This is a genomic window from Sulfuricurvum sp. (assembly GCF_028688295.1).
Taxonomy (GTDB): Bacteria; Campylobacterota; Campylobacteria; order Campylobacterales; family Sulfurimonadaceae; genus Sulfuricurvum.
This window is the reverse complement of the sequence record NZ_JAQTYM010000013.1, coordinates 1-18889: the sequence shown is the minus strand read 5'-3', so window position 1 is coordinate 18889 and position 18889 is coordinate 1. Positions and strand designations below refer to the sequence as shown.

The window sequence follows — 18889 nt, the reverse complement described above, 5'->3', positions numbered from 1 at the left end:
AACTCCTATTATTCATAATTCTCTTTGGCTTTGGCACTTTCGATAAAAACCATCCCGATAGAAAAAAGATTGGCAATCAATGCACCGATCGCTAATGACATTGCCCAACCTAAGTTACCAACTACTTCTATATAGATGAACGCAGGAATCAAATGAAGATCCGCAACCAACGACGCCGCGAGTAATTCTGCCGCCAAAAGATTACGAACACCCAATTTCAAAATCGTCGAAATCAAGTTCAAACTGGCTGCAATAAACAACATGATTGATGTATGATCGTATAAAAATGCCGCTGTAGAGGTTAAACTCATCAGCGTGAAAAATACATAAACTACTTTACCCCAATCCATAAATGACTCCTTTAAACTACACCTTGCTCAAACTGTGCACGCAGACGCTCTTTTTCCGCTTGACGTGCCGCCTTTTGTGAGAGTTTAGCACGATAATTCTTCACATCAAATCCAAACCACTGTAAAATCGGTGATGCAACAAAAATCGAACTGTAAGTTCCGACGCCGATACCCACGAGTAAGGTAAACGCAAAGGCGTGGATAATCTCTCCGCCAAAAAGAAACAATACCACAACTACCAACAAGGTCGTTAATGACGTCAAGGTTGTACGAGAAAGAGTTTTTGTAATCGATTCATCGATGATATCTACTAAACTCGTCTCTTTTGAATCGGTAATTCCCTCACGGATACGGTCAAAAACAATAATGGTATCGTTAATCGAATATCCTAAGACCGTCAGTAAGGCTGCAAGAACATCAAGATTAACATCCAAACCGATAAGGGCAATAGCCCCCATCGCAATCGAAATATCATGAACCAATGCCAAAACCGATGCTACAGCAAAACGCCATTCAAAGCGGAAAGCGACATAAATCAATATCCCGATCATTGCGAGAGTGAGAGACATAATCCCTTTTTCGCGCAGTTCACTCCCAACTTTTGCCCCAACGATATCGACGCGACGAATTTCAAATTGACCTGTTCCCGCCAATTTCTCACGTACCGCATCACCAATATCTTGAGTCACACTCTCTGAACTGCTTTTAAGACGAATGACAACTTCATCAGGCGAACCAAACTCGTTGATGGAAGAGCCTTCAAACATGGCATTTCCACTGAGGCGTGTACGCATCTCATCAATCGGCGCGGTCCCCTCATATTTGACTTGAACAATCGTCCCGCCGACAAAATCAATCCCAAAGTTAAATCCTTTCGTAGCGATAAGTGCGTACGAACCCAAGACCATTATGATGGAGATAATAATCGCGATTTTCGATTTTCCCATAAAAGGGATTGAGCGGGCAGCTTTAAATAATTCCATACTTACCCCTTTATCCCGAAATATTTACCCGGTGTTTTTGATTTAGACATACGGTTTTCCAACATCTGATAAATCCCGTGTGTCCCCAAAATAGCCGTTAGCATCGATGCCAAAATCCCGATACTGATCGTGATTGCAAACCCTTTGATCGCACCTGTGCCATACACATACAACACAACCGCCGCGATCAATGTGGTGATATTAGCGTCCAAAATTGCCCGCATCGCGTTGTCGTATCCCGCTTCGATCGCTTTACGCACTGAATACCCTTGACGGATCAATTCACGTATCCGTTCGGTGATAATGACATTCGCATCAACCGCCATACCGACGGTAAGGACGATCCCTGCCATCCCCGGAAGTGTCAACGTCGCCCCAAAGAGTGCCATAACGGCGAGAATCAGTGCGAGGTTTACTACCAGTGCGATATTTGCAACCACACCAGCCGCTCCGTAATAAACGATCATAAAGAGAGCGACCAATACAAATCCACCGATCAATGCTACCATACTGGCTTTAATGCTATCCGCTCCGAGGCTTGGTCCCACAGAGCGTTTTTCCATCATGTAAATCGGAGCGAGCAAGGCGCCGGAGCGCAGTGCAATTGCTAAATCATTTGCTTCGGCTACACTGTAGTTTCCACTGATTTGCCCCGATCCTCCACCGATCCGCTCATTGATCACCGGAGCAGAGTACACTTTTCCATCCAACACGATGGCGAGTCGTTTACCGACACTTTTACCGGTAAAGTCACCAAAAATCTGTGCGCCGGCAGCGTTTAGTGAAAAATTGATCACCGGACGGTTGTTTTGATCATATCCGACTTGAGCATCGGTCAGCATCGTCCCATCTAAAATAGGGATTTCATTTACCAAATGCTTAACCTCAGGGGCAAGAGCATCTTCGAGGATCACGTCCCCGAAACTTAACGCCTCTGCATTGCTGAGATCATTCACACGCATTGCACGATCTTCATCCACTGCCATCAATTCGAGTTTGGCAGCACGAGAAATCAGCTCACGTGCACGTTGCTCTTCTTCAGGGGTTTTGATACCCGGTAGTTCAACGAGGATTTTATCAAGCCCTTGTTTTGCAACCGTAGGTTCAGCGAGACCGAATTGATCGAGACGATTTCGAATGGTCTCGATCGCTTGATCAACCGCTTGCAGTTTCAGTTTTTCGACCGCTTCTGGGGTAATGGAAACGCTATATTTCCCCTCATTTGCATGGACAATTGTCCCCTCAAGTGTTTTAAGGTGTTCATCTACAGCCTTGGCATCATCACTGTCTAGAAGTTCAAAAGCGACTTTCCCCTCTTGAACACTCAACCCTTCGATCAAGATATCATTATGTTCTGCAAAATGCTTCATTCCCGAAGCCAACGCTTTAATTTGCGAGTTCACCGCTTCTTCAGTTTTTACCCCTAAAAGCATGTGCAATCCACCTTGGAGGTCAAGCCCTAGAGTGATTTTTTTTCCCTCCGAACTTTGTGTAAACGAAGGATACGAGAAAAAAAGACCGAAAACCGTAGCGATAATTAAAAGAACGACGCGATAATTAAACTTCATCCTCGTACTTTCGTGCAACCGCGTCTTTGACAAGACGTACTTCGGTTTCATTATTTAATTTAACGGCAAAAAAGCCCTCTTCTACTTTTTTGATCTCCACGATCAAACCGCCACTGGTAACCACTTTATCCCCTTTTGCAAGGGCTTCTAGCATCTCTTTGTGCTTTTTGGCTTGTTGGTTTTGAGGACGAATGATCACGAAGTACATAATCGCGATCAAAAAGACAAATGGGAGGATTTGAGAAACGAATTCCATTGCGCTACCTTGATTCTATAAAATTGGGGCATTATACTCAAATGTGACTAACAGAGGTATAATTCCATCATGAAATTACCAATAATCACCTATCGCGAACTTTACCTCTCTGTGGGGATAGCCCTTGGCTTTAGTGCATTTCTTTATTTTGAACATTTTGATCTCACATCCAAATTCCTCAACACTATTTTAGGGCTTTCTGCCCTGTACGGATTTTTATTCGTCTCCAAAAAAACCATTCTCCTCAGCGGCTTTTTCATCGGTCTGTTGTGGTGCTATTGGATCGGATTTAGTTTTCAATATTACGGTCTTGGATGGGCGACATGGCTCGTTGCTTTGGGCTTTGGAATGGTTTATTCTCTCTACTATGGAACCATGGCACTTACCACTAACGCTTATCTTCGTGCCCTTATTCTCTTTGGTCTCACATTTGTATGGCCGATGGATTTTAACTGGATGCAGCCGGAACTTATTTTTGTCGAAAGTTATATGGGATTTGAAAAATGGCAATTTGCACTTATTCTATTCTCCCTTGCATCAACAAAATACTTTGAGAATGTCAAAAAAATCATCCCCCTCGTATTCCTTCTCGGAGCCGTTGAAACGGCCTACACTCCACCACCGGTTCCTGATGTAAAGATCAAACTGGTTTCTACCGATATTTCCCAAGATTTCAAATGGCAAAATGAACGCTTGGATCAAACCTTAGCAGAAAACTTTGCCGCTATTGATGACGCTATTGCACAAGGGTACGATCTCGTAGTTCTACCCGAATCGGCATTTCCGATCTATATGAATGAACACGACACTATTTCTGAAGCACTCGCAGCACGTTCATTGCATATTGCTATTCTCACAGGAACCCTCCATAAAGAGGACAATCTCAACTATAACGTCTCCTATCTCTATAGCGAAGGCACTCTTACGATCGCGAAAAAAACGATCCTCGTCCCCTTCGGCGAGTACATTCCCCTCCCTGAATTTTTACGAGGATGGGTCAATCGTGAGATTTTCGGAGGAGGAGCCGATTTCGTAACGGCAGACAAACCGACCGATTTTGAGGTTAAAGGGGTGCATTTCCGCAACGCCGTCTGCTACGAAGCAACCCGAGAAGAGCTTTATACCCCGGAGGTTCGCTATATGATCGCAGTCAGTAATAACGGATGGTTCAAACCCTCCATCGAACCGACGGTGCAAAAATTATTGATCCGGTTTTATGCACGGAAAAACAACACGATAGTTTTTCATGCCGCGAACGGCGGGGGAAGCGGAATCCTTTACTAATGCGCCTTGCGCAAAAAGAATTTTAAGACCCCATATCCGATAACTCCCGATAAAATCGATCCCATCAAAATTCCCAATCGCTCGTCCGTTAGTGAAATTCCCTCTATACGTGCCCCTTCAAAGGCAAGTGAACCAATAAACAAAGACATCGTAAATCCGATTCCGCTCAAGATCGACACACCGTAAAGCAGTTTCCAATTCATCCCTTCAGGGAGTTTTCCGATTCCCATCCATACCGCCAAAGCACTAAAAGCAAATACACCTATTTGTTTTCCGAAAAAGAGCCCTAATGCAATACCTAACGTGACGCTGTCATAAAAATCTTTTGCAGATACGTTTGAAAAACCAATCCCCGTATTGACAAAAGCAAACAGTGGGAGAATCACATAATTCACGGGAGCATGAAGCGAATGTTCCAACGCATAAAAGTTACTCTGATTGTTTTTCAAAGGGATGATAAGCCCCAATATAACACCCGCCAATGTAGCATGAACACCCGATTTCAGTACCGCAGTCCATAACACAATACCCACGAGGATATACGCGGCATGATTAGTATTACCACGAAGGTTCATAGTGATCAAAATCGTTATCATTGAAGCGGCAATAATAAAAGAGAGGATTGATAAATCAGCAGTATAAAAAAAGGCAATAATGATGATGGCACCCAAATCGTCGATAATAGCAAGTGCCAATAAAAAGAGCTTTAGCCCTTTGGGAACACGATCACCCAATAAGGTTAGAATACCTAATGCAAAAGCAATATCGGTAGCAGAGGGGATTGCCCATCCACCGATTGCCGTTGGGTTATCCCAGTTAAACCACGCATAAATGAGGGAAGGGACAAGCATCCCTCCGATAGCAGCAAAAGCAGGTACCGCAATCGCTTTCGGATCACGAAGCGATCCTTCGATCACCTCTCTTTTAATCTCCAATCCCACCATAAAAAAGAAAATGGCCATCAAACCGTCATTAATCCAAAGTAATAAAGGTTTTGCAATTACCAAAGTTCCAAAACTGATCACAACGGGAATCTCTGTTAAGGATGCATACCATGTATGCAAAGAGGTATTGGCCATAATCATGGCTAATATCGTAGCTATAACCAACAATATACCGGTTACCGATTCAAGTTTGAAGAAGTTGATAAGATTGTTTTTGATCATAAATTTCCTTTAGGAGGGTGAAAGAACGTGAAGGAAAAGTAATCTTTCTTTGTAGCTATTAAGAAAGATATACTTTTAAGGTGGAATACAATAAAAAAACATTGCATACCCACTAACTTAGGAGTATCGTAGCCAAGGAGGGCAAACGGTTAGTAAATCAATCGACTAAAATCAACTACTTTAATTTACTAAAAGCATCTAAAATTGTTTGTTTTTTCTCAGCGTCTAATGGAATTTCATTCGAAATAAAAATATAAAATTCTGCCCGTCGATTCTTAGCACGATCTGCTTCCGTATTATTGGATGCGATTGGTTTTGCAGAACCAAAACCCGCAGTTGAAAGGCGATCAGAAGCAACTCCATTTTTTATAAGTTCCCGCATTATGGTTTCAGCACGCTTTGCCGAGAGTTCAATATTATCTCGAAATGGAGAGTTCTTCGGAAGTGGCTGATTGTCGGTATAACCTCGCACAGAAATATCAACATTAGACGGGAGTGCTTCGATAATCATTGCAACACGACGTATAAACATATGCATCTCTTCATCATCGATTGTTGCATTGGCTCCTCGAAACGGAATTGCAGCCGGTAATTTTAGCAAAACTCCATCCATCGTTTGATCCAGAGGACCTTCGCCTCCACCCATGGAAGCATTCTGTAGCTCTTGCTGAATTTTACTAACACTATCTTTAAGTTCTTGTTCAGTCGGTTCTGCCCCAATCAAAACTGAACCTCCCTGCTCTGTTAAGGCTTGACCGCTAGGCTTGCCGCTTGCATCAGGATCAGGATTTTTTGTATCAGGAATCATCGGTAAAACAGGATTAATTCTCTCATCGACTGGAGCGTATTCATAAATCTTGACGAATTCCTCTTTAATCGCTTTCAACTTCTCTTTATTGACCGATGCAATCGCATACAAAGCAATAAAAAGTGCTAAAAGGAGACTGAAAAAGTCGGCTGTTGGAACCGCCCATTTCTCTCCGCCTTCACATTCAGGACATTTTTTACATTTATGTTTTCTTGCCATTGTTTTACTTAATTAAATGAACTGTGTTTTGCTTCACCCGGAGGGAGAAAATTAAGTAATTTTGCTTCAAGAGTACGGGGGTTATCTCCATGAACGATACCAATTATCCCTTCTAGCATCAATTTTTGTTCTTTGATGATATGATGCGATTTGGCGATCATTTTTCTACCAAGCGGACCTAACAGTACGTAAGATGAAAAAATTCCAGTAACAGTTGCAGTAAATGCACCGGCGATACCAGCTGCCATTTCAGCAGGATTATCAAGTTTTTTGAGTGCAAGGATTAGACCAAGAACTGCCCCGATGAGTCCCATAACGGGCGACGTCTCCCCCGCAAGAACCCAATAATGTCCTGAACCGTGATAATAATGTTCTGTCTCTTCGATGACAAGCTCCAGTGTTTCGATAATCGTATCGACTTCATTCCCATCGACTGCCATACTGAGACCTTGTTTTAAAAAGGGATTATCGAGTTGAGCCACTTGAGCTTCAAGTGAGAGCAAACCATCACGACGAGCTTGTAAAGATAATTCAATAATCTGTTTAATTCTAGCTTCTAGATCGACAGGATTTTTTTTAAACACAAATCCTAAATTTTTAAAGGCCCCCCTAACAAATTCACCATCTGTGGCAACCATAGCAGCAAGCATTGCCGTAGGAAAAATAATGATAAGAGATGCTAAGTGAATTAGATGTAAAGGATTCCCACCATCTAATATATCCCCCACTGAAATCGCAACGACAGCACCAACAATCCCTAAAATAACGGTTAAATCCACATGAATCCTTTATCATTTAGTTATCGTTTCGTAGATATTCTCATGATCTACAACTCACGTATCTTTGAAAACCGTTTAACTTTTGGGTGACGTTTTCTTAGTGTCGAACGTTTAGATTATTCGCTTTAATCACATTAATGATCGATTGTACTTGTTTCATTTTTGCCTCTTCATCATCCATATTATGGATTGCTTCGAGGTTAAATTCACTCAGTTTCGTATCTAAATACCCCGTATCGAGTTTCCCGTCGATAAAATCTTGATCACGAACGATTTGACGATGCAACGCGATATTAGTAGGAACCCCTTCGATCAAAAACTCATCCAATGCACGTCGTGCTTTACGAACCGCATCTTCCCATGTCAATGCCGAAACAATCAGTTTCCCGATCATCGAATCATAGTTTGCAGGGATCTGATAATTGGTGTACGCCATAGAATCCAAACGTACCCCCGGGCCACCTGGAGCAAGGTAGTTAGTAATCAATCCCGGCGAGGGGACAAAGTTCATTTTTGGATTCTCCGCATTGATACGAAACTCGATCGCATATCCTCGAAATTTGATCTCTTCTTGCAAAAATTTGAGCGGATCTCCTTCTGCGATTTGAATCATTCGCTGAATCAAATCGATCCCAGAAATCACTTCAGTCACCGGATGCTCAACTTGAACGCGGGTATTCATTTCGATAAAGTAAAAATTATCATCCGCATCCACCAGATACTCGATCGTCCCCACACTCTCATATCCGAGTTTGAACATCGCTTTGGTCGATACACGATAAAGCTCACGACGTACTGATTCGTTTAATAACGGCGAAGGGGCGATTTCGATCACTTTTTGGTGACGACGTTGTATCGAGCAATCGCGGTCTCCGAGGTGAACGACGTTGCCATATTTGTCCGCAACAATCTGAATCTCGATATGACGAGGATTTTTGAGATATTTTTCGATAAATACTTCACCTCGACTGAAAAAGCGCAATGCTTCTTTCGTTGCCGATTCGTACATCTCTTTAAAATCAGAGGCTTTCTGAACGATACGCATCCCACGTCCACCTCCTCCAAATGCTGCCTTGATAATCACCGGAAATCCGATATCTGCAGCAATCTGTTCGGCATCATTGATGTTGTCAATCGGCTCATCCGTCCCTGGAAGCATCGGAACACCTACTGCTCGCATCGCTACTTTCGATGCCATTTTATCCCCAAAAAGGGCTACGTGCTCCGGTTTTGGACCGATAAATATGATCCCGTTATCGATACATGCCTGTGCGAATTCGGCACTCTCGGACAAGAAACCGTATCCCGGATGGATTGCATCACACTCCGCTTTTTTTGCCAAAGAAATAATACGCTCATAATCAAGATACGCTGCAATCGGATCTCCCATAATCGGATAACACTCATCCGCTTTACGAACCCATACCCCGTTCACATCCACTTCGGAAAAAACAACTACACTTTTTATATCGAGTTCTTTACACGCACGGATAATCCGCAAAGCAATCTCACCGCGATTGGCAATCAAAATTTTTTTAATTTTCGTTGTTTGCATAGGTTTCCTTTTGGAATATTTGAATGGTGGAATACTAAATCAATCGAAATCAAAACGGTATCAAAAAAAAATCTGCCTATTATTTCTTGGCCTAAATTCACCCAAACCTCACTACAATACTCTCATGCAATTATTCTACTCATATCGGCATATCATTGTCACTCTCGTGCTGTTTGTGCTGATCACGGCGATTTCACTCACCTTTAGGTATGAGCTAGCAATGACTAACATTATTTTGATCCACCTTTTGCCGGTTATTGTTATTGCGCTTCGAGGAGACATCCGCTCCAGCATGATCGTCACAACCCTCTCCATTGCCCTCTTAGCACTCTATATTCCCCCTACGCTTAGTTTGATCGTTCATGAGATGATCTATATTTGGAGTTTTATTATTTTTTACATCGTCGGATACATCATCACCATTCAGGCAAAACGGATCCATCTCAACAGTATGAAAGAGATTTTGTACCATACCCTCTCGCACGATCTCAAAACTCCTCTCTCTTCTATAATGGGGAATGCAACCTTTTTAGTCGAGACCCATCCTCTCGATCCCGCGTTACGCTATAAAGCACTCTCACAAATCATCGAATCAAGCCGTCAAATGAATCGGTTGATCAGCAGTCTGCTCGATAGTGCCAGACTCCAAGATACACAAACACCTCTAAAAAAAGAGTGGTGCGATCTCCAAGATCTGATCGCATTAGCGCTTCGAGAATTTCGCAGTGATGTCCTGCATGAGAGAGTTGTGTTCCGTATTGAGAATGATATTCCCCTCTTTTTTGGCGACAGTAGCTTACTGATGCGTCTTTTTGTGAACCTCATCGATAATGCTTTGAAATATTCCGATAACGCAAAAGCGATTGAAATTTCGATCACCGTAAGCAAGGAGAAATTACAGATCCTCTTTTTTAACGAATGTCCCCCAATTCCCCAAGAGGAATTGGATAATCTGTTCAAAAAATTCTACCGTGCGGGAAATACAGCAGATATCTCCGGCAGTGGCATCGGTCTCTCGATTGCACGAGATATAACCCGTGCCCATCATGGCGAGATCCGTGCTTTCAGTTCTGATCACGGCATCCGTATCGAAGTGACATTACCGATACTCAAACGCCCTGCATCTTTAGATATGGAGACCTTATGAAACCGCATCAGCTCATTTTAATCGTCGAAGATGACGAAGCGATCAGTCGCCTTTTACAGTTGGCATTTACCCAGCAAGGACATCGAACACTCCTAGCCAAAAACAAACAAAGCGCACTCCGTGAGATTCAAACACGCAGTCCCGATATTATTTTACTCGATTTGGGTCTTCCCGATGGAGACGGTAAAGAGCTGATTCGTACCATCCGCTCTCAACTCAGAATCCCTATTATTATTGTTTCCGCACGAAGTGATGAAGAAGAGATTATTAGCGCACTGGATGAAGGAGCCGATGATTACGTCACTAAACCGTTCTCTACGAATGAACTTTTTGCTCGTGTACGTTCTGCACAACGCCGTTTTTTGGTTCACAATACCTCCAGTTCGATTATTACTTGCGATGTTTTGCAGATCGATATTGAACAATTTACCTTTACCAAAGAGTCTCTCCCTATCAAACTCACCCCTACGGAATTCAACCTCCTAAAATTCCTGATGCTTAACCGTAATCAAGTCCTCACTCACAGTAAAATTCTCAAAGAGGTATGGGGAATAGGGTATCAGCACGAGATGCAATACCTACGTACCTATATCAATGCACTGCGTAAAAAAATTGAACCCAATCTCACCTCACCTACCTACATCCAAACGGAGCTTGGAATAGGGTATCGATTTGTTTGCAATAATCCAAACTAAAGAGCCTTATTAAACATAGTTGTTTACTATGGTATATTGGCTTTTTCAAATTTTGCTATTATAATGACCAAAAAAACAGGGTTATCTCATGAAAATCGCGGCAAACATTACTGAACTCATCGGCAACACCCCCCTAGTACAGCTAAATGCTCTCTCCAGCAACACCGAAGCAACCATTTTAGGAAAATGTGAATTTATGAACCCTACCAGCTCGGTCAAAGACCGCATCGGGTTTAACATGATTAAAACAGCTATGGAAGAGGGGAAAATCAATGCGGACACCCTTATTATTGAACCCACTAGCGGCAATACGGGGATCGCCCTTGCCTCTATCTGCGCCGCACTCGGACTAAATCTCACCCTCACTATGCCAGAATCAATGTCGATCGAGCGACGCAATCTCCTTAAAGCACTCGGTGCCAATTTGGTACTTACTCCTGCTGCCTCAGGAATGAAAGGAGCAATTGATGAAGCCAATGCTCTCGTAGCGTCCCATCCAAATGCTATCGTTTTACAACAGTTTGCTAATCCGTCGAATCCAGATATTCATCGTACTACCACCGCACAAGAGATTCTTCGAGATACTGACACTCAGGTGGACATCTTTATTGCCGCTGTCGGAACTGGCGGGACCATCACGGGAACAGGTGAAGCACTCCGAGCCGCTTTACCGAATATCCAAATCATCGCGGTAGAGCCGAAAGATTCTCCTGTTCTCTCCGGCGGTAAAGCGGGAGCTCATAAGATCCAAGGAATCGGTGCGGGATTTATCCCTGATGTTCTCAATACCACCTTATATAACGAAGTTATTACCGTTAGCAACGAAGAAGCAATCGCTGCTTCAAAAGCACTTGCAAAAACGGAAGGACTCCTTGTCGGCATCTCTGCGGGGGCTAACGTCCATGCTGCTTCCCTGATTGCAGCACGCCCTGAAAACAAAGGGAAAGTGATTGTCACCATTCTATGTGATACTGCAGAGCGCTATCTTAGTACACCGTTGTTTGAATCATAAATGCTTTTAGAGACAATTCGGTGCATCGATGGAGAGGCTCAACATCTCTCCTTTCATCAAATACGCTTAGAACGTACTCTTTATTCACTAGGCGTGGAAAAGTACTATGATTTAGCCAGCCTGATTACCCCACCAGATAATGCTCTCTACCGATGCCGCTTTCTCTACAATGCCGATACTTTTTTCCTGGAATTTCTCCCCTATCTCCCTAAAAAAATCGACTCACTGAAGCGGGTGTATGTCGACAACGTGGATTACTCTTTGAAATATGCAAACAGAGAGTGTTTAAATACTTTATATGAGCAACGCGGAAGATGTGACGATGTTCTTATTATTAAGAATGGTTTTCTCACCGATACAACGATCAGTAATATCGCCTTATTCATTGAGGGGAAATGGCTCACACCTGATAAACCTTTACTCATGGGAACTACACGTGCGAGGCTAATTGATCAGGGCCTTGTTTTTCCTGCACCTTTACACGAAAAAGATCTTGAGCGCGCAAGCAATATCGCCATAATGAATGCGATGATGGGATTCATTGAAGTCGAAAATGGTATAATTACTTAAAAAATAGGTCAGCACTAATGTTATTCGATATTATCAAAAGTTCTTCATTCGCCCGTTTAATGGAAAACCATGTTCGGGATATGCTTATTTACCTTTTTGAAAATGACCAAAATTTTGGCATTTTATGTAAAATAGAACAGGTGACATTTGACCCTCCTCTCCCACAACATCTTAACGAAGAATTTCGGGCAATGACCCTCTTTTTTTTAGCAGGATATACCTTTGAAAGTGCGCGGATAGATAATGATATTTTGATTTTTGAAGCAGGGTTCGGTCAAGAGAATATCGGTAGTTTCGTCTCGGTTCCACTACTCTCTATTGTTCAAATTATTATTGATGACACCCCTGCATTCGTCAATCTCGCCCTTCCGCAAGAGCATCACCCAGCTATTAATATCGAAAAGCATGAAGGGGTTCAGAACTCGATGAGTGCGTTACTCGCGAATCCTGAAAATCAGAAGTTTTTGAAGAAGAAGTAAAATCCTTAATCCCGTTCGCCCTGAGCATGTCGAAGGGTGTTCATGGTTCGACATACCCAAAGGGCACGTGAGCTCACCACGAACGAAACTAAATTACAATTTTAATCCAAGTAGATAAGTGACCACATTGTCGATAAACGCATCGTGTTTACGCTCTTTACTGTAGGCAATGTAAAACTTGCGTTTAATTTTATAGTTTTTGATCCGCGCTTCGAATAATTTTCCCTCTTCCACTTCATCACTGATAACGTGACGGGAAATAACCGATACGACAGGACGAACCGCATCTTTTGGTGAACGCATCAATGTCTCTTTGATCGCTGTAGAGCTTGCGACAACACCGATTACATTGAATCCAGAACACTCAACGCCGATCTCTTCAAATACTTCTGCCGTCAACTTACGGGTATGAGAGTTCTCATCACGGCAAATCCAATCAAATTTGTACAAGTCTTCTTTGCGAAGTTGTTTTGGAATCGGCTGATTAGAGAAAACGACCAACTCATCCTCTTCCCACTCACGGTAAATCAAACCATCTTTAAATACCGGTGATTCGATCAATGCAATGTCAATCTTTTTATCAATCAATTGATCCACAATCTCTTCTGAAAAAGCAACACGAATATGGACTTCATTGTTAATTTTCTCTTTCAGTTGGCCGATATAAGAAGGCAATACGTAGTTACCGATAGCGTACGAAGCACCTACCACAAAAGTAAACTCTTTATTGATGATTTTCAGAAGCTCTTTTTCACTCGATTGGATTGCTTTTTCGAGTTTGATCGCAATACGGAAAAGGTCTTCACCCTCTTTAGTAAGTTTAATCCCGTTCTTTTTACGCTCAACTACACGGGTATCGAGGTAATCTTCGATAAATTTAATCTGTTGCGTTACCGCTGGCTGAGAAATACCGAGTTTTGCGGATGCTTTTGAAAAACTTTTCTCTCTCACAACTGTCAAAAAGGTCATGAGTTTTGCAAAATCTTTTAACATAATAATTCCTATAAGCTGAATGAATAGCACTATTATAACTCATTATTATAACCAATGCAAGAGTTGAAAATTACTTTTTATTCCAGATTGCCAAAGGAATTTAAAAAATAGAAAACTTGGGTTATAATAAATTAACTATTAATATAAGTAAGGCGACAACGGCATGGATGAAATTCTCTCAAATCTCAATGAAGCACAGCGCAGTGCGGTGGAGCGGATTGATGGTCCCTTGCTGATTTTAGCAGGAGCAGGAAGTGGTAAAACCAAAACTATCACCACCCGTCTTGCTTACCTTCTTGATCAAGTAGGGATTCCAGCCGGCAACACTCTAACATTGACGTTTACCAATAAAGCAGCAAAAGAGATGCGTGAGCGGGCGATGGGACTAATCACTCAAAATTCCTACCCTCCGTTGCTGTGTACGTTTCATAAATTCGGACTCCTTTTTCTTAAATTTCACATCCATTTACTCGGACGCGGCAATAATTTTGTGGTTATCGATACGGATGACAAAAAAAAGATCATTAAAAAAATCAATGCCGATCTCCCTACGGCGCTTATCGCCAGTGAAATCTCACGCTATAAAAACTCGCTCATTGACCCCACAGAAGCATACGCACAAGCTGAGCTCACCAACTATAAACACATCGCTAAGATCTATGAAGAGTACGAAGCGTATCTCCTTAAAAATAATCTTGTCGATTTCGATGATTTACTCTGTCTTACCTATAAGCTTCTCGATGAACATCCCGATTTATGCAAGCAAACCTCTGAGAAGTACCGCTATATCATGATCGATGAGTATCAAGATACGAATGAACTGCAATTGCGCCTACTCCAAAAACTATGCTCTACCCACAACAACCTCTGTGTCGTCGGTGATGATGATCAAAGCATTTACGGTTGGCGCGGAGCGCATGTGCGCAATATCCTCGAATTCGATCAAGATTTTGCCGATGCAATGGTGGTCAAACTCGAATACAACTACCGCTCTACTCAGCCGATCCTCACTGTGGCAAATGCCCTTATCGAGCACAACCGTTCCCGTTTAGGGAAAACACTTCTTGCTACCAAAGAGGGGGGAGACGATGTTCAAACCATCACCTCCAACGATGAGAGTGAAGAGTCCCAAAAGATAGCCAAGGCGATTAAAGGATTAATTACACAAGGTGTACGCCCCAATGAAATCGCTGTCCTTTACCGTATCAATGCCCTCAGCCGATCTCTCGAAGAGGGGCTAAATCGTGCCGGAGTCGCCTACAAACTCGTCGGTGGTTTACGCTTCTATGATCGTGCCGAGATCAAAGACCTCATCAGTTATCTACGGGTCATTACCAATATTCATGATAATTTTTCACTCAAACGAATTATCAATAAACCCAAACGAGGCTTAGGCAAAGCAACCATCGACAAAATCGAACTCTCTTCTATCGAGGCAGAGAAATCAATGTTTGAGTTTATTGCGACCCTCAGTGACAGTGAACTCGAAGGGTTAGTACGGAAAAAAAGTGCCGGAGAGTTGCGTGATTTTATCAATGAAATTCTCGAATTACGTCGTGTTTCCGAAGAGGCTATTTACCGCTTTATTGACCTGCTTGAAGAGCGTTTTAAAATCAAAGAGACCCTTAAAGGGCTTCCGGATGAAGCGGAAAAGATTGCTAACGTCGACGAATTTTATGGACTCTTTCGTGATTATGTCAAACAAAATCCGGAAAGCTCACTTGCAGAATTTTTAAACGACATCACCTTACAAAGCGAACAAGACCAAGTCGAGGGTGAAAGTATCTACATCATGAGCATCCACGCTTCCAAAGGGCTTGAATTCGAACATCTTTTCGTCATTGGAATGGAAGAAGGATTTTTACCTCTCATCGGAGACGGGAGTGATCTTGAAGAAGAGCGCCGATTAGGATACGTTGCTATCACCAGAGCCAAAAATAACCTCACCCTCTCTAACGTCAACAGCCGTTTCTACAAAGGACGTCGTACTGATCTGCAAAAGAGCCGTTTTATCAATGAGGCGGGGTTGTGTGAGGGTTCTTTGATCTTAGAAAAAAACACCTCCTATAAAAAAGGGGATTTGGTGCGCCATAAAATCTTCGGTGCCGGACGGGTCGAAGGTGTTAGTAAATCGGGCAGAGAATTCAAACTCAGCATTAATTTCGGAGGCAATAAACGTGATATTTTGGCCTCATTTGTCGAAAAGCTGTAGTCTCTTATGAATCGCCTCTTCGTTGCTTATAAACCCTCTGGTATTAGCTCAAACCAACTCTTAGGACAGCTCAAACGACGTTATAAGGTTAAAAAAGCGGGTTATTCCGGTACCTTAGACCCTTTTGCCAAAGGGGTACTCATTATCGCATTCGGCAATCATGGACGCCTTTTCCGCTTTTTAAACAAAACCCCAAAGCGTTATCGTGCCACATTGTGGCTAGGAGCCTATTCTCCAACATTAGACATCGAAAAAATTGAGACGATAGAGGTCACACAACCTGTTAGTATTGAACAGCTAAAAGCTGTTTGTCTCTCTCTCACGGGCTCTCTTACCTATCTGCCTCCTAAATACAGCGCTAAACGTATCGAAGGACGCAGAGCCTATGAATTCGCCAGAGAGGGAAAAGAGGTTGATTTACATGAAATCACCTCGACGATTTATGATCTCTCTCTCATCCACTATTGCCATCCATTTGTCACCTTCGAAGCAACCGTGTCAGAGGGCAGCTATATTCGCTCGCTCGGAGAGATGATTGCCAATCGTTTAGGTTTAAATGGTGCCCTTAGTGCATTAGAGCGACTTAATGAGGGGCAATTTGTTTATGAAAATGAAAAAGAGTTGGATATAAAAACCTCTCTCGCCATCACCAAAAACCGCTATAATGGCACATTACAAACAATTCTTTTAGGTCAACCATTAGCACGTGAAGATTTTGATCTAAACGAGAGTGGAACCTACTGGATCGACAACGGCGATACCATCTCCATTATAGAGATTACCGCCGAGGGTGTCCGTTATATTCTCAATAAGGTTGAAGCATGCTGATCCTCTCCCGCAGAGCCGAAGAATCGATTATTATCGCCGATACAATCACCGTTAAAGTGGTATCAATCGAAAAAGGGGTTGTTAAACTTGGGATTGATGCTCCACATGATATTCGTGTATTACGCAGTGAACTTGTTCGTGCGGTTAAAGATTCTAATAAAGAAGCCTCTTGTGGACATGATGAGTCTCTCTTTCAACAACTGGTACAAAAACTAAAGTTATGATCCGATATCGTGCCTACGCCAAAGTCAATATTTTTCTAAAAATCACCGGAATGCGGGGTGATTATCATACGTTAAGCTCCCGTTTTATGCGAGTCAATACACTTTTTGACACCCTCTGGTTTGAACCGAAATCGACTCCTGAGTTTGAAATTCGAGGTGATTTTGATTGTGAAGTCTACACTAACACCATCTACAAGGCCTATAAATATCTCCAAAGTGCCACCCGATCCGATAATCTTTCAACCTTTTTTGAGAACCATGCTGTGTGTGTTGAAAAAAAAATCCCCTCTTTTGCCGGTTTAGGGGGAGGGAGCTCCGATGCCGCTACCTTTTTACGGATGTGCAATGAAGAGTTGGAATTAGGATTAAGCATCGAAGAACTCGCAGAGATCGGTGCCAACGTCGGAGCCGATGTCCCCTTTTTCGTCTATGGCTTTGAAAGTGCTAATGTACGTGGGATCGGTGAGATTGTTGAACCGTTTAATGAACCGCTCCTTGATTTTGAAGTTACAACACCTGAGCTTCAAATCAGTACTCCAGCCGTCTATCGCTATTATCGTGAACACTACTATGCCCCAATTACAGAGGAAGAGATTACCAAATGGGAAGCCTCTTCCTCAAAAGAGATATTAGCCTCTGTAAATGCTAAAGAGGCAAACGATCTTTACACTGCCGCACTAGGATGCTACCCAACTTTACAAGAAAAAACAGGATGGTTTTTCTCAGGAAGCGGAAGCAGTTTTTTTAGAATCAAGGACCAATAACCATGGGCGAAAATATAGCCACCAATAAAAAAGCTTTTTTTGACTACTACATCGAAGAGAAATTCGAAGCGGGTCTCGTCCTCAAAGGCTCTGAAGTCAAAGCGCTCCGTGCAGGACGTGTCAATCTCAAAGACGGCTTTATCAAGATCGTACGAGGTGAAGCATTCGTTTTTGGTGTTCATATCGGTGTACTCGATACAACCCATCATTATTACACCCACGAAGAACGAGGAAGCCGTAAACTACTTCTGCACAAAAAGCAGATCGACAAGATGTTTAAAGCGGTGGAGAAAGAGGGGTTTACCCTTGTGCCGCTCAGTCTCTATTTCAATGACAAAAACCTCGCCAAAATGCAAGTGGCTATCGTTAAAGGGAAAAAGCTCTACGATAAACGGGATGATTTGAAAGAGAAAAGTCTCAAACGGGATATGGAACGGGCGTTAAAAGGGGAATAAGCTTAGGCTTGTTCGAATAAAAAAGATTGGTAGGGAATGTAATGAGTTTGCCGCAAGAGAGTGCGGCAAGGGGGATTATTTGCGGCGAATTTCTTTAATACGTGCAGCTTTACCAGCAAGGTCACGAAGATAGAACAATTTCGCACGACGTACACGACCACGGCGAAGAACTTCGATTTTCTCTAAGCTATCGCTGTAGATTGGGAATACACGCTCGATACCGATACCGTTAGCACCGATTTTACGTACAGTAATAGTACGACCAGTACCTTCTCCACGAATAGAGATACAGATACCTTCATAATTTTGAACACGTGATTTTTCGCCCTCTGTAATGGTTACAGCAATACGAAGAGTATCACCTGCGCGGAACTCAGGAACGTTTTTGTTAGCGATTTGTGCTTGCTCGAAGCTAGCAATGTACTTATTTTTCATAAGATGTCCTTATTTTATGCTTTTGAAGCTGCTCCGGTCTGAAGTATTTTGTTTTGCATTCAGACAGAGACGATTTTAGTGCACGAATTTTACTGTGATTTCCCTTT

At 42.6% G+C, this 18889-nt stretch carries 21 protein-coding genes; 11 read left to right on the top strand and 10 right to left on the bottom strand.

The annotated features are described in order from the left end of the window. Window positions 1-8 precede the first annotated feature (8 nt). The 4 genes from PHR02_RS04705 to yajC are packed head-to-tail and all read right to left on the bottom strand — an operon-like array spanning window position 9 to window position 3157. The gene (locus tag PHR02_RS04705; RefSeq protein ID WP_299989667.1) at window positions 9-350 is read right to left on the bottom strand and encodes a DUF6394 family protein; all 342 of its coding nucleotides are present in this window, start codon (window positions 348-350) and stop codon (window positions 9-11) included. 11 nt (window positions 351-361) lie between these two features. Beyond that, the gene (gene secF / locus PHR02_RS04700; RefSeq protein ID WP_299989665.1) at window positions 362-1333 is read right to left on the bottom strand and encodes a protein translocase subunit SecF; all 972 of its coding nucleotides are present in this window, start codon (window positions 1331-1333) and stop codon (window positions 362-364) included. Between the two features lie 2 nt (window positions 1334-1335). Then, window positions 1336-2901 (bottom strand): protein translocase subunit SecD, encoded by a 1566-nt coding sequence (gene secD, locus PHR02_RS04695; RefSeq protein WP_299989662.1) that lies wholly within the window; start codon window positions 2899-2901, stop codon window positions 1336-1338. Continuing rightward, window positions 2891-3157 (bottom strand): preprotein translocase subunit YajC, encoded by a 267-nt coding sequence (yajC, locus tag PHR02_RS04690; RefSeq protein WP_299989659.1) that lies wholly within the window; start codon window positions 3155-3157, stop codon window positions 2891-2893. The genes secD and yajC overlap by 11 nt, the downstream gene beginning before the upstream one ends. Before the next feature lie 69 nt (window positions 3158-3226). On the opposite strand from yajC, the gene PHR02_RS04685 reads away from it, so the two are divergent. Then, the gene (locus PHR02_RS04685) at window positions 3227-4441 is read left to right on the top strand and encodes an apolipoprotein N-acyltransferase (protein ID WP_299989656.1); all 1215 of its coding nucleotides are present in this window, start codon (window positions 3227-3229) and stop codon (window positions 4439-4441) included. On the opposite strand, the gene nhaA is transcribed toward PHR02_RS04685, so the two are convergent. The 4 genes from nhaA to PHR02_RS04665 form a co-directional block, all read right to left on the bottom strand. Next, complete coding sequence (gene nhaA / locus PHR02_RS04680) at window positions 4438-5607, bottom strand: Na+/H+ antiporter NhaA (protein ID WP_299989653.1); 1170 nt, start codon at window positions 5605-5607, stop codon at window positions 4438-4440. The genes PHR02_RS04685 and nhaA overlap by 4 nt on opposite strands. Before the next feature lie 175 nt (window positions 5608-5782). Next, the gene (motB, locus tag PHR02_RS04675) at window positions 5783-6634 is read right to left on the bottom strand and encodes a flagellar motor protein MotB (protein ID WP_299989650.1); all 852 of its coding nucleotides are present in this window, start codon (window positions 6632-6634) and stop codon (window positions 5783-5785) included. Window positions 6635-6642: 8 nt separating this feature from the next. Next, window positions 6643-7413 (bottom strand): flagellar motor stator protein MotA, encoded by a 771-nt coding sequence (gene motA / locus PHR02_RS04670; protein WP_299989646.1) that lies wholly within the window; start codon window positions 7411-7413, stop codon window positions 6643-6645. 97 nt (window positions 7414-7510) lie between these two features. After that, complete coding sequence (locus PHR02_RS04665) at window positions 7511-8968, bottom strand: acetyl-CoA carboxylase biotin carboxylase subunit (protein ID WP_299989643.1); 1458 nt, start codon at window positions 8966-8968, stop codon at window positions 7511-7513. Between the two features lie 124 nt (window positions 8969-9092). Here PHR02_RS04665 and PHR02_RS04660 point away from each other — a divergent pair, with 124 nt between their 5' ends. The 5 genes from PHR02_RS04660 to PHR02_RS04640 all read left to right on the top strand — a co-directional run bounded on the left by PHR02_RS04660 (window position 9093) and on the right by PHR02_RS04640 (window position 12871). Then, window positions 9093-10115 carry an ATP-binding protein gene (locus PHR02_RS04660; protein ID WP_299989641.1) on the top strand — a complete coding sequence of 341 codons (1023 nt, stop codon included), beginning with the start codon at window positions 9093-9095 and terminating at the stop codon, window positions 10113-10115. Beyond that, on the top strand, window positions 10112-10810 hold the full coding sequence (locus PHR02_RS04655; RefSeq protein WP_299989638.1) for a response regulator transcription factor: 699 nt from the start codon (window positions 10112-10114) through the stop codon (window positions 10808-10810). The genes PHR02_RS04660 and PHR02_RS04655 overlap by 4 nt, the downstream gene beginning before the upstream one ends. Before the next feature lie 88 nt (window positions 10811-10898). Beyond that, window positions 10899-11822: a cysteine synthase A gene (gene cysK / locus PHR02_RS04650; RefSeq protein ID WP_299989637.1), complete on the top strand. Its 924-nt coding sequence runs from the start codon at window positions 10899-10901 to the stop codon at window positions 11820-11822. Continuing rightward, window positions 11823-12392 (top strand): aminotransferase class IV family protein, encoded by a 570-nt coding sequence (locus tag PHR02_RS04645; RefSeq protein ID WP_299989634.1) that lies wholly within the window; start codon window positions 11823-11825, stop codon window positions 12390-12392. It abuts the gene before it with no gap. A 17-nt stretch (window positions 12393-12409) separates the two neighbouring features. After that, complete coding sequence (locus tag PHR02_RS04640; RefSeq protein ID WP_299989631.1) at window positions 12410-12871, top strand: hypothetical protein; 462 nt, start codon at window positions 12410-12412, stop codon at window positions 12869-12871. Between the two features lie 93 nt (window positions 12872-12964). Here PHR02_RS04640 and PHR02_RS04635 read toward each other — a convergent pair whose 3' ends face one another. After that, a complete protein-coding gene (locus tag PHR02_RS04635) occupies window positions 12965-13864 on the bottom strand; it encodes a LysR family transcriptional regulator (protein WP_299989629.1) in 900 nt (299 codons plus the stop codon). 163 nt (window positions 13865-14027) lie between these two features. Here PHR02_RS04635 and PHR02_RS04630 point away from each other — a divergent pair, with 163 nt between their 5' ends. The 5 genes from PHR02_RS04630 to smpB are packed head-to-tail and all read left to right on the top strand — an operon-like array spanning window position 14028 to window position 18347. Continuing rightward, the gene (locus PHR02_RS04630) at window positions 14028-16076 is read left to right on the top strand and encodes a UvrD-helicase domain-containing protein (RefSeq protein ID WP_299989626.1); all 2049 of its coding nucleotides are present in this window, start codon (window positions 14028-14030) and stop codon (window positions 16074-16076) included. Between the two features lie 6 nt (window positions 16077-16082). Next, window positions 16083-16904, top strand: a complete 822-nt coding sequence (gene truB, locus PHR02_RS04625; protein ID WP_299989623.1) for a tRNA pseudouridine(55) synthase TruB — start codon at window positions 16083-16085, stop codon at window positions 16902-16904. After that, window positions 16898-17128 (top strand): carbon storage regulator CsrA, encoded by a 231-nt coding sequence (gene csrA / locus PHR02_RS04620; protein ID WP_299989620.1) that lies wholly within the window; start codon window positions 16898-16900, stop codon window positions 17126-17128. Before truB ends, csrA begins: the two co-directional genes overlap by 7 nt. Then, window positions 17125-17892, top strand: coding sequence for a 4-(cytidine 5'-diphospho)-2-C-methyl-D-erythritol kinase (locus tag PHR02_RS04615; RefSeq protein WP_299989618.1), 768 nt, complete (start codon window positions 17125-17127; stop codon window positions 17890-17892). Before csrA ends, PHR02_RS04615 begins: the two co-directional genes overlap by 4 nt. A 2-nt stretch (window positions 17893-17894) precedes the next feature. Continuing rightward, on the top strand, window positions 17895-18347 hold the full coding sequence (smpB, locus tag PHR02_RS04610; RefSeq protein ID WP_299989614.1) for an SsrA-binding protein SmpB: 453 nt from the start codon (window positions 17895-17897) through the stop codon (window positions 18345-18347). A gap of 75 nt (window positions 18348-18422) precedes the next feature. On the opposite strand, the gene rplS is transcribed toward smpB, so the two are convergent. Beyond that, window positions 18423-18782 carry a 50S ribosomal protein L19 gene (rplS, locus tag PHR02_RS04605; RefSeq protein ID WP_299989612.1) on the bottom strand — a complete coding sequence of 120 codons (360 nt, stop codon included), beginning with the start codon at window positions 18780-18782 and terminating at the stop codon, window positions 18423-18425. Window positions 18783-18889 lie beyond the last annotated feature (107 nt).

Excerpts from the sequence above, each read along its gene's own strand:
- PHR02_RS04705 (WP_299989667.1), bottom strand. The coding sequence starts at position 350 with ATGGATTGGGGTAAAGTAGTTTATGTATTTTTCACGCTGATGAGTTTA.
- secF (WP_299989665.1), bottom strand. The coding sequence starts at position 1,333 with ATGGAATTATTTAAAGCTGCCCGCTCAATCCCTTTTATGGGAAAATCG.
- secD (WP_299989662.1), bottom strand. The coding sequence starts at position 2,901 with ATGAAGTTTAATTATCGCGTCGTTCTTTTAATTATCGCTACGGTTTTC.
- yajC (WP_299989659.1), bottom strand. The coding sequence starts at position 3,157 with ATGGAATTCGTTTCTCAAATCCTCCCATTTGTCTTTTTGATCGCGATT.
- PHR02_RS04685 (WP_299989656.1), top strand. The coding sequence starts at position 3,227 with ATGAAATTACCAATAATCACCTATCGCGAACTTTACCTCTCTGTGGGG.
- nhaA (WP_299989653.1), bottom strand. The coding sequence starts at position 5,607 with ATGATCAAAAACAATCTTATCAACTTCTTCAAACTTGAATCGGTAACC.
- motB (WP_299989650.1), bottom strand. The coding sequence starts at position 6,634 with ATGGCAAGAAAACATAAATGTAAAAAATGTCCTGAATGTGAAGGCGGA.
- PHR02_RS04665 (WP_299989643.1), bottom strand. The coding sequence starts at position 8,968 with ATGCAAACAACGAAAATTAAAAAAATTTTGATTGCCAATCGCGGTGAG.
- PHR02_RS04660 (WP_299989641.1), top strand. The coding sequence starts at position 9,093 with ATGCAATTATTCTACTCATATCGGCATATCATTGTCACTCTCGTGCTG.
- PHR02_RS04655 (WP_299989638.1), top strand. The coding sequence starts at position 10,112 with ATGAAACCGCATCAGCTCATTTTAATCGTCGAAGATGACGAAGCGATC.
- cysK (WP_299989637.1), top strand. The coding sequence starts at position 10,899 with ATGAAAATCGCGGCAAACATTACTGAACTCATCGGCAACACCCCCCTA.
- PHR02_RS04645 (WP_299989634.1), top strand. The coding sequence starts at position 11,823 with ATGCTTTTAGAGACAATTCGGTGCATCGATGGAGAGGCTCAACATCTC.
- PHR02_RS04640 (WP_299989631.1), top strand. The coding sequence starts at position 12,410 with ATGTTATTCGATATTATCAAAAGTTCTTCATTCGCCCGTTTAATGGAA.
- PHR02_RS04635 (WP_299989629.1), bottom strand. The coding sequence starts at position 13,864 with ATGTTAAAAGATTTTGCAAAACTCATGACCTTTTTGACAGTTGTGAGA.
- PHR02_RS04630 (WP_299989626.1), top strand. The coding sequence starts at position 14,028 with ATGGATGAAATTCTCTCAAATCTCAATGAAGCACAGCGCAGTGCGGTG.
- truB (WP_299989623.1), top strand. The coding sequence starts at position 16,083 with ATGAATCGCCTCTTCGTTGCTTATAAACCCTCTGGTATTAGCTCAAAC.
- csrA (WP_299989620.1), top strand. The coding sequence starts at position 16,898 with ATGCTGATCCTCTCCCGCAGAGCCGAAGAATCGATTATTATCGCCGAT.
- PHR02_RS04615 (WP_299989618.1), top strand. The coding sequence starts at position 17,125 with ATGATCCGATATCGTGCCTACGCCAAAGTCAATATTTTTCTAAAAATC.
- smpB (WP_299989614.1), top strand. The coding sequence starts at position 17,895 with ATGGGCGAAAATATAGCCACCAATAAAAAAGCTTTTTTTGACTACTAC.
- rplS (WP_299989612.1), bottom strand. The coding sequence starts at position 18,782 with ATGAAAAATAAGTACATTGCTAGCTTCGAGCAAGCACAAATCGCTAAC.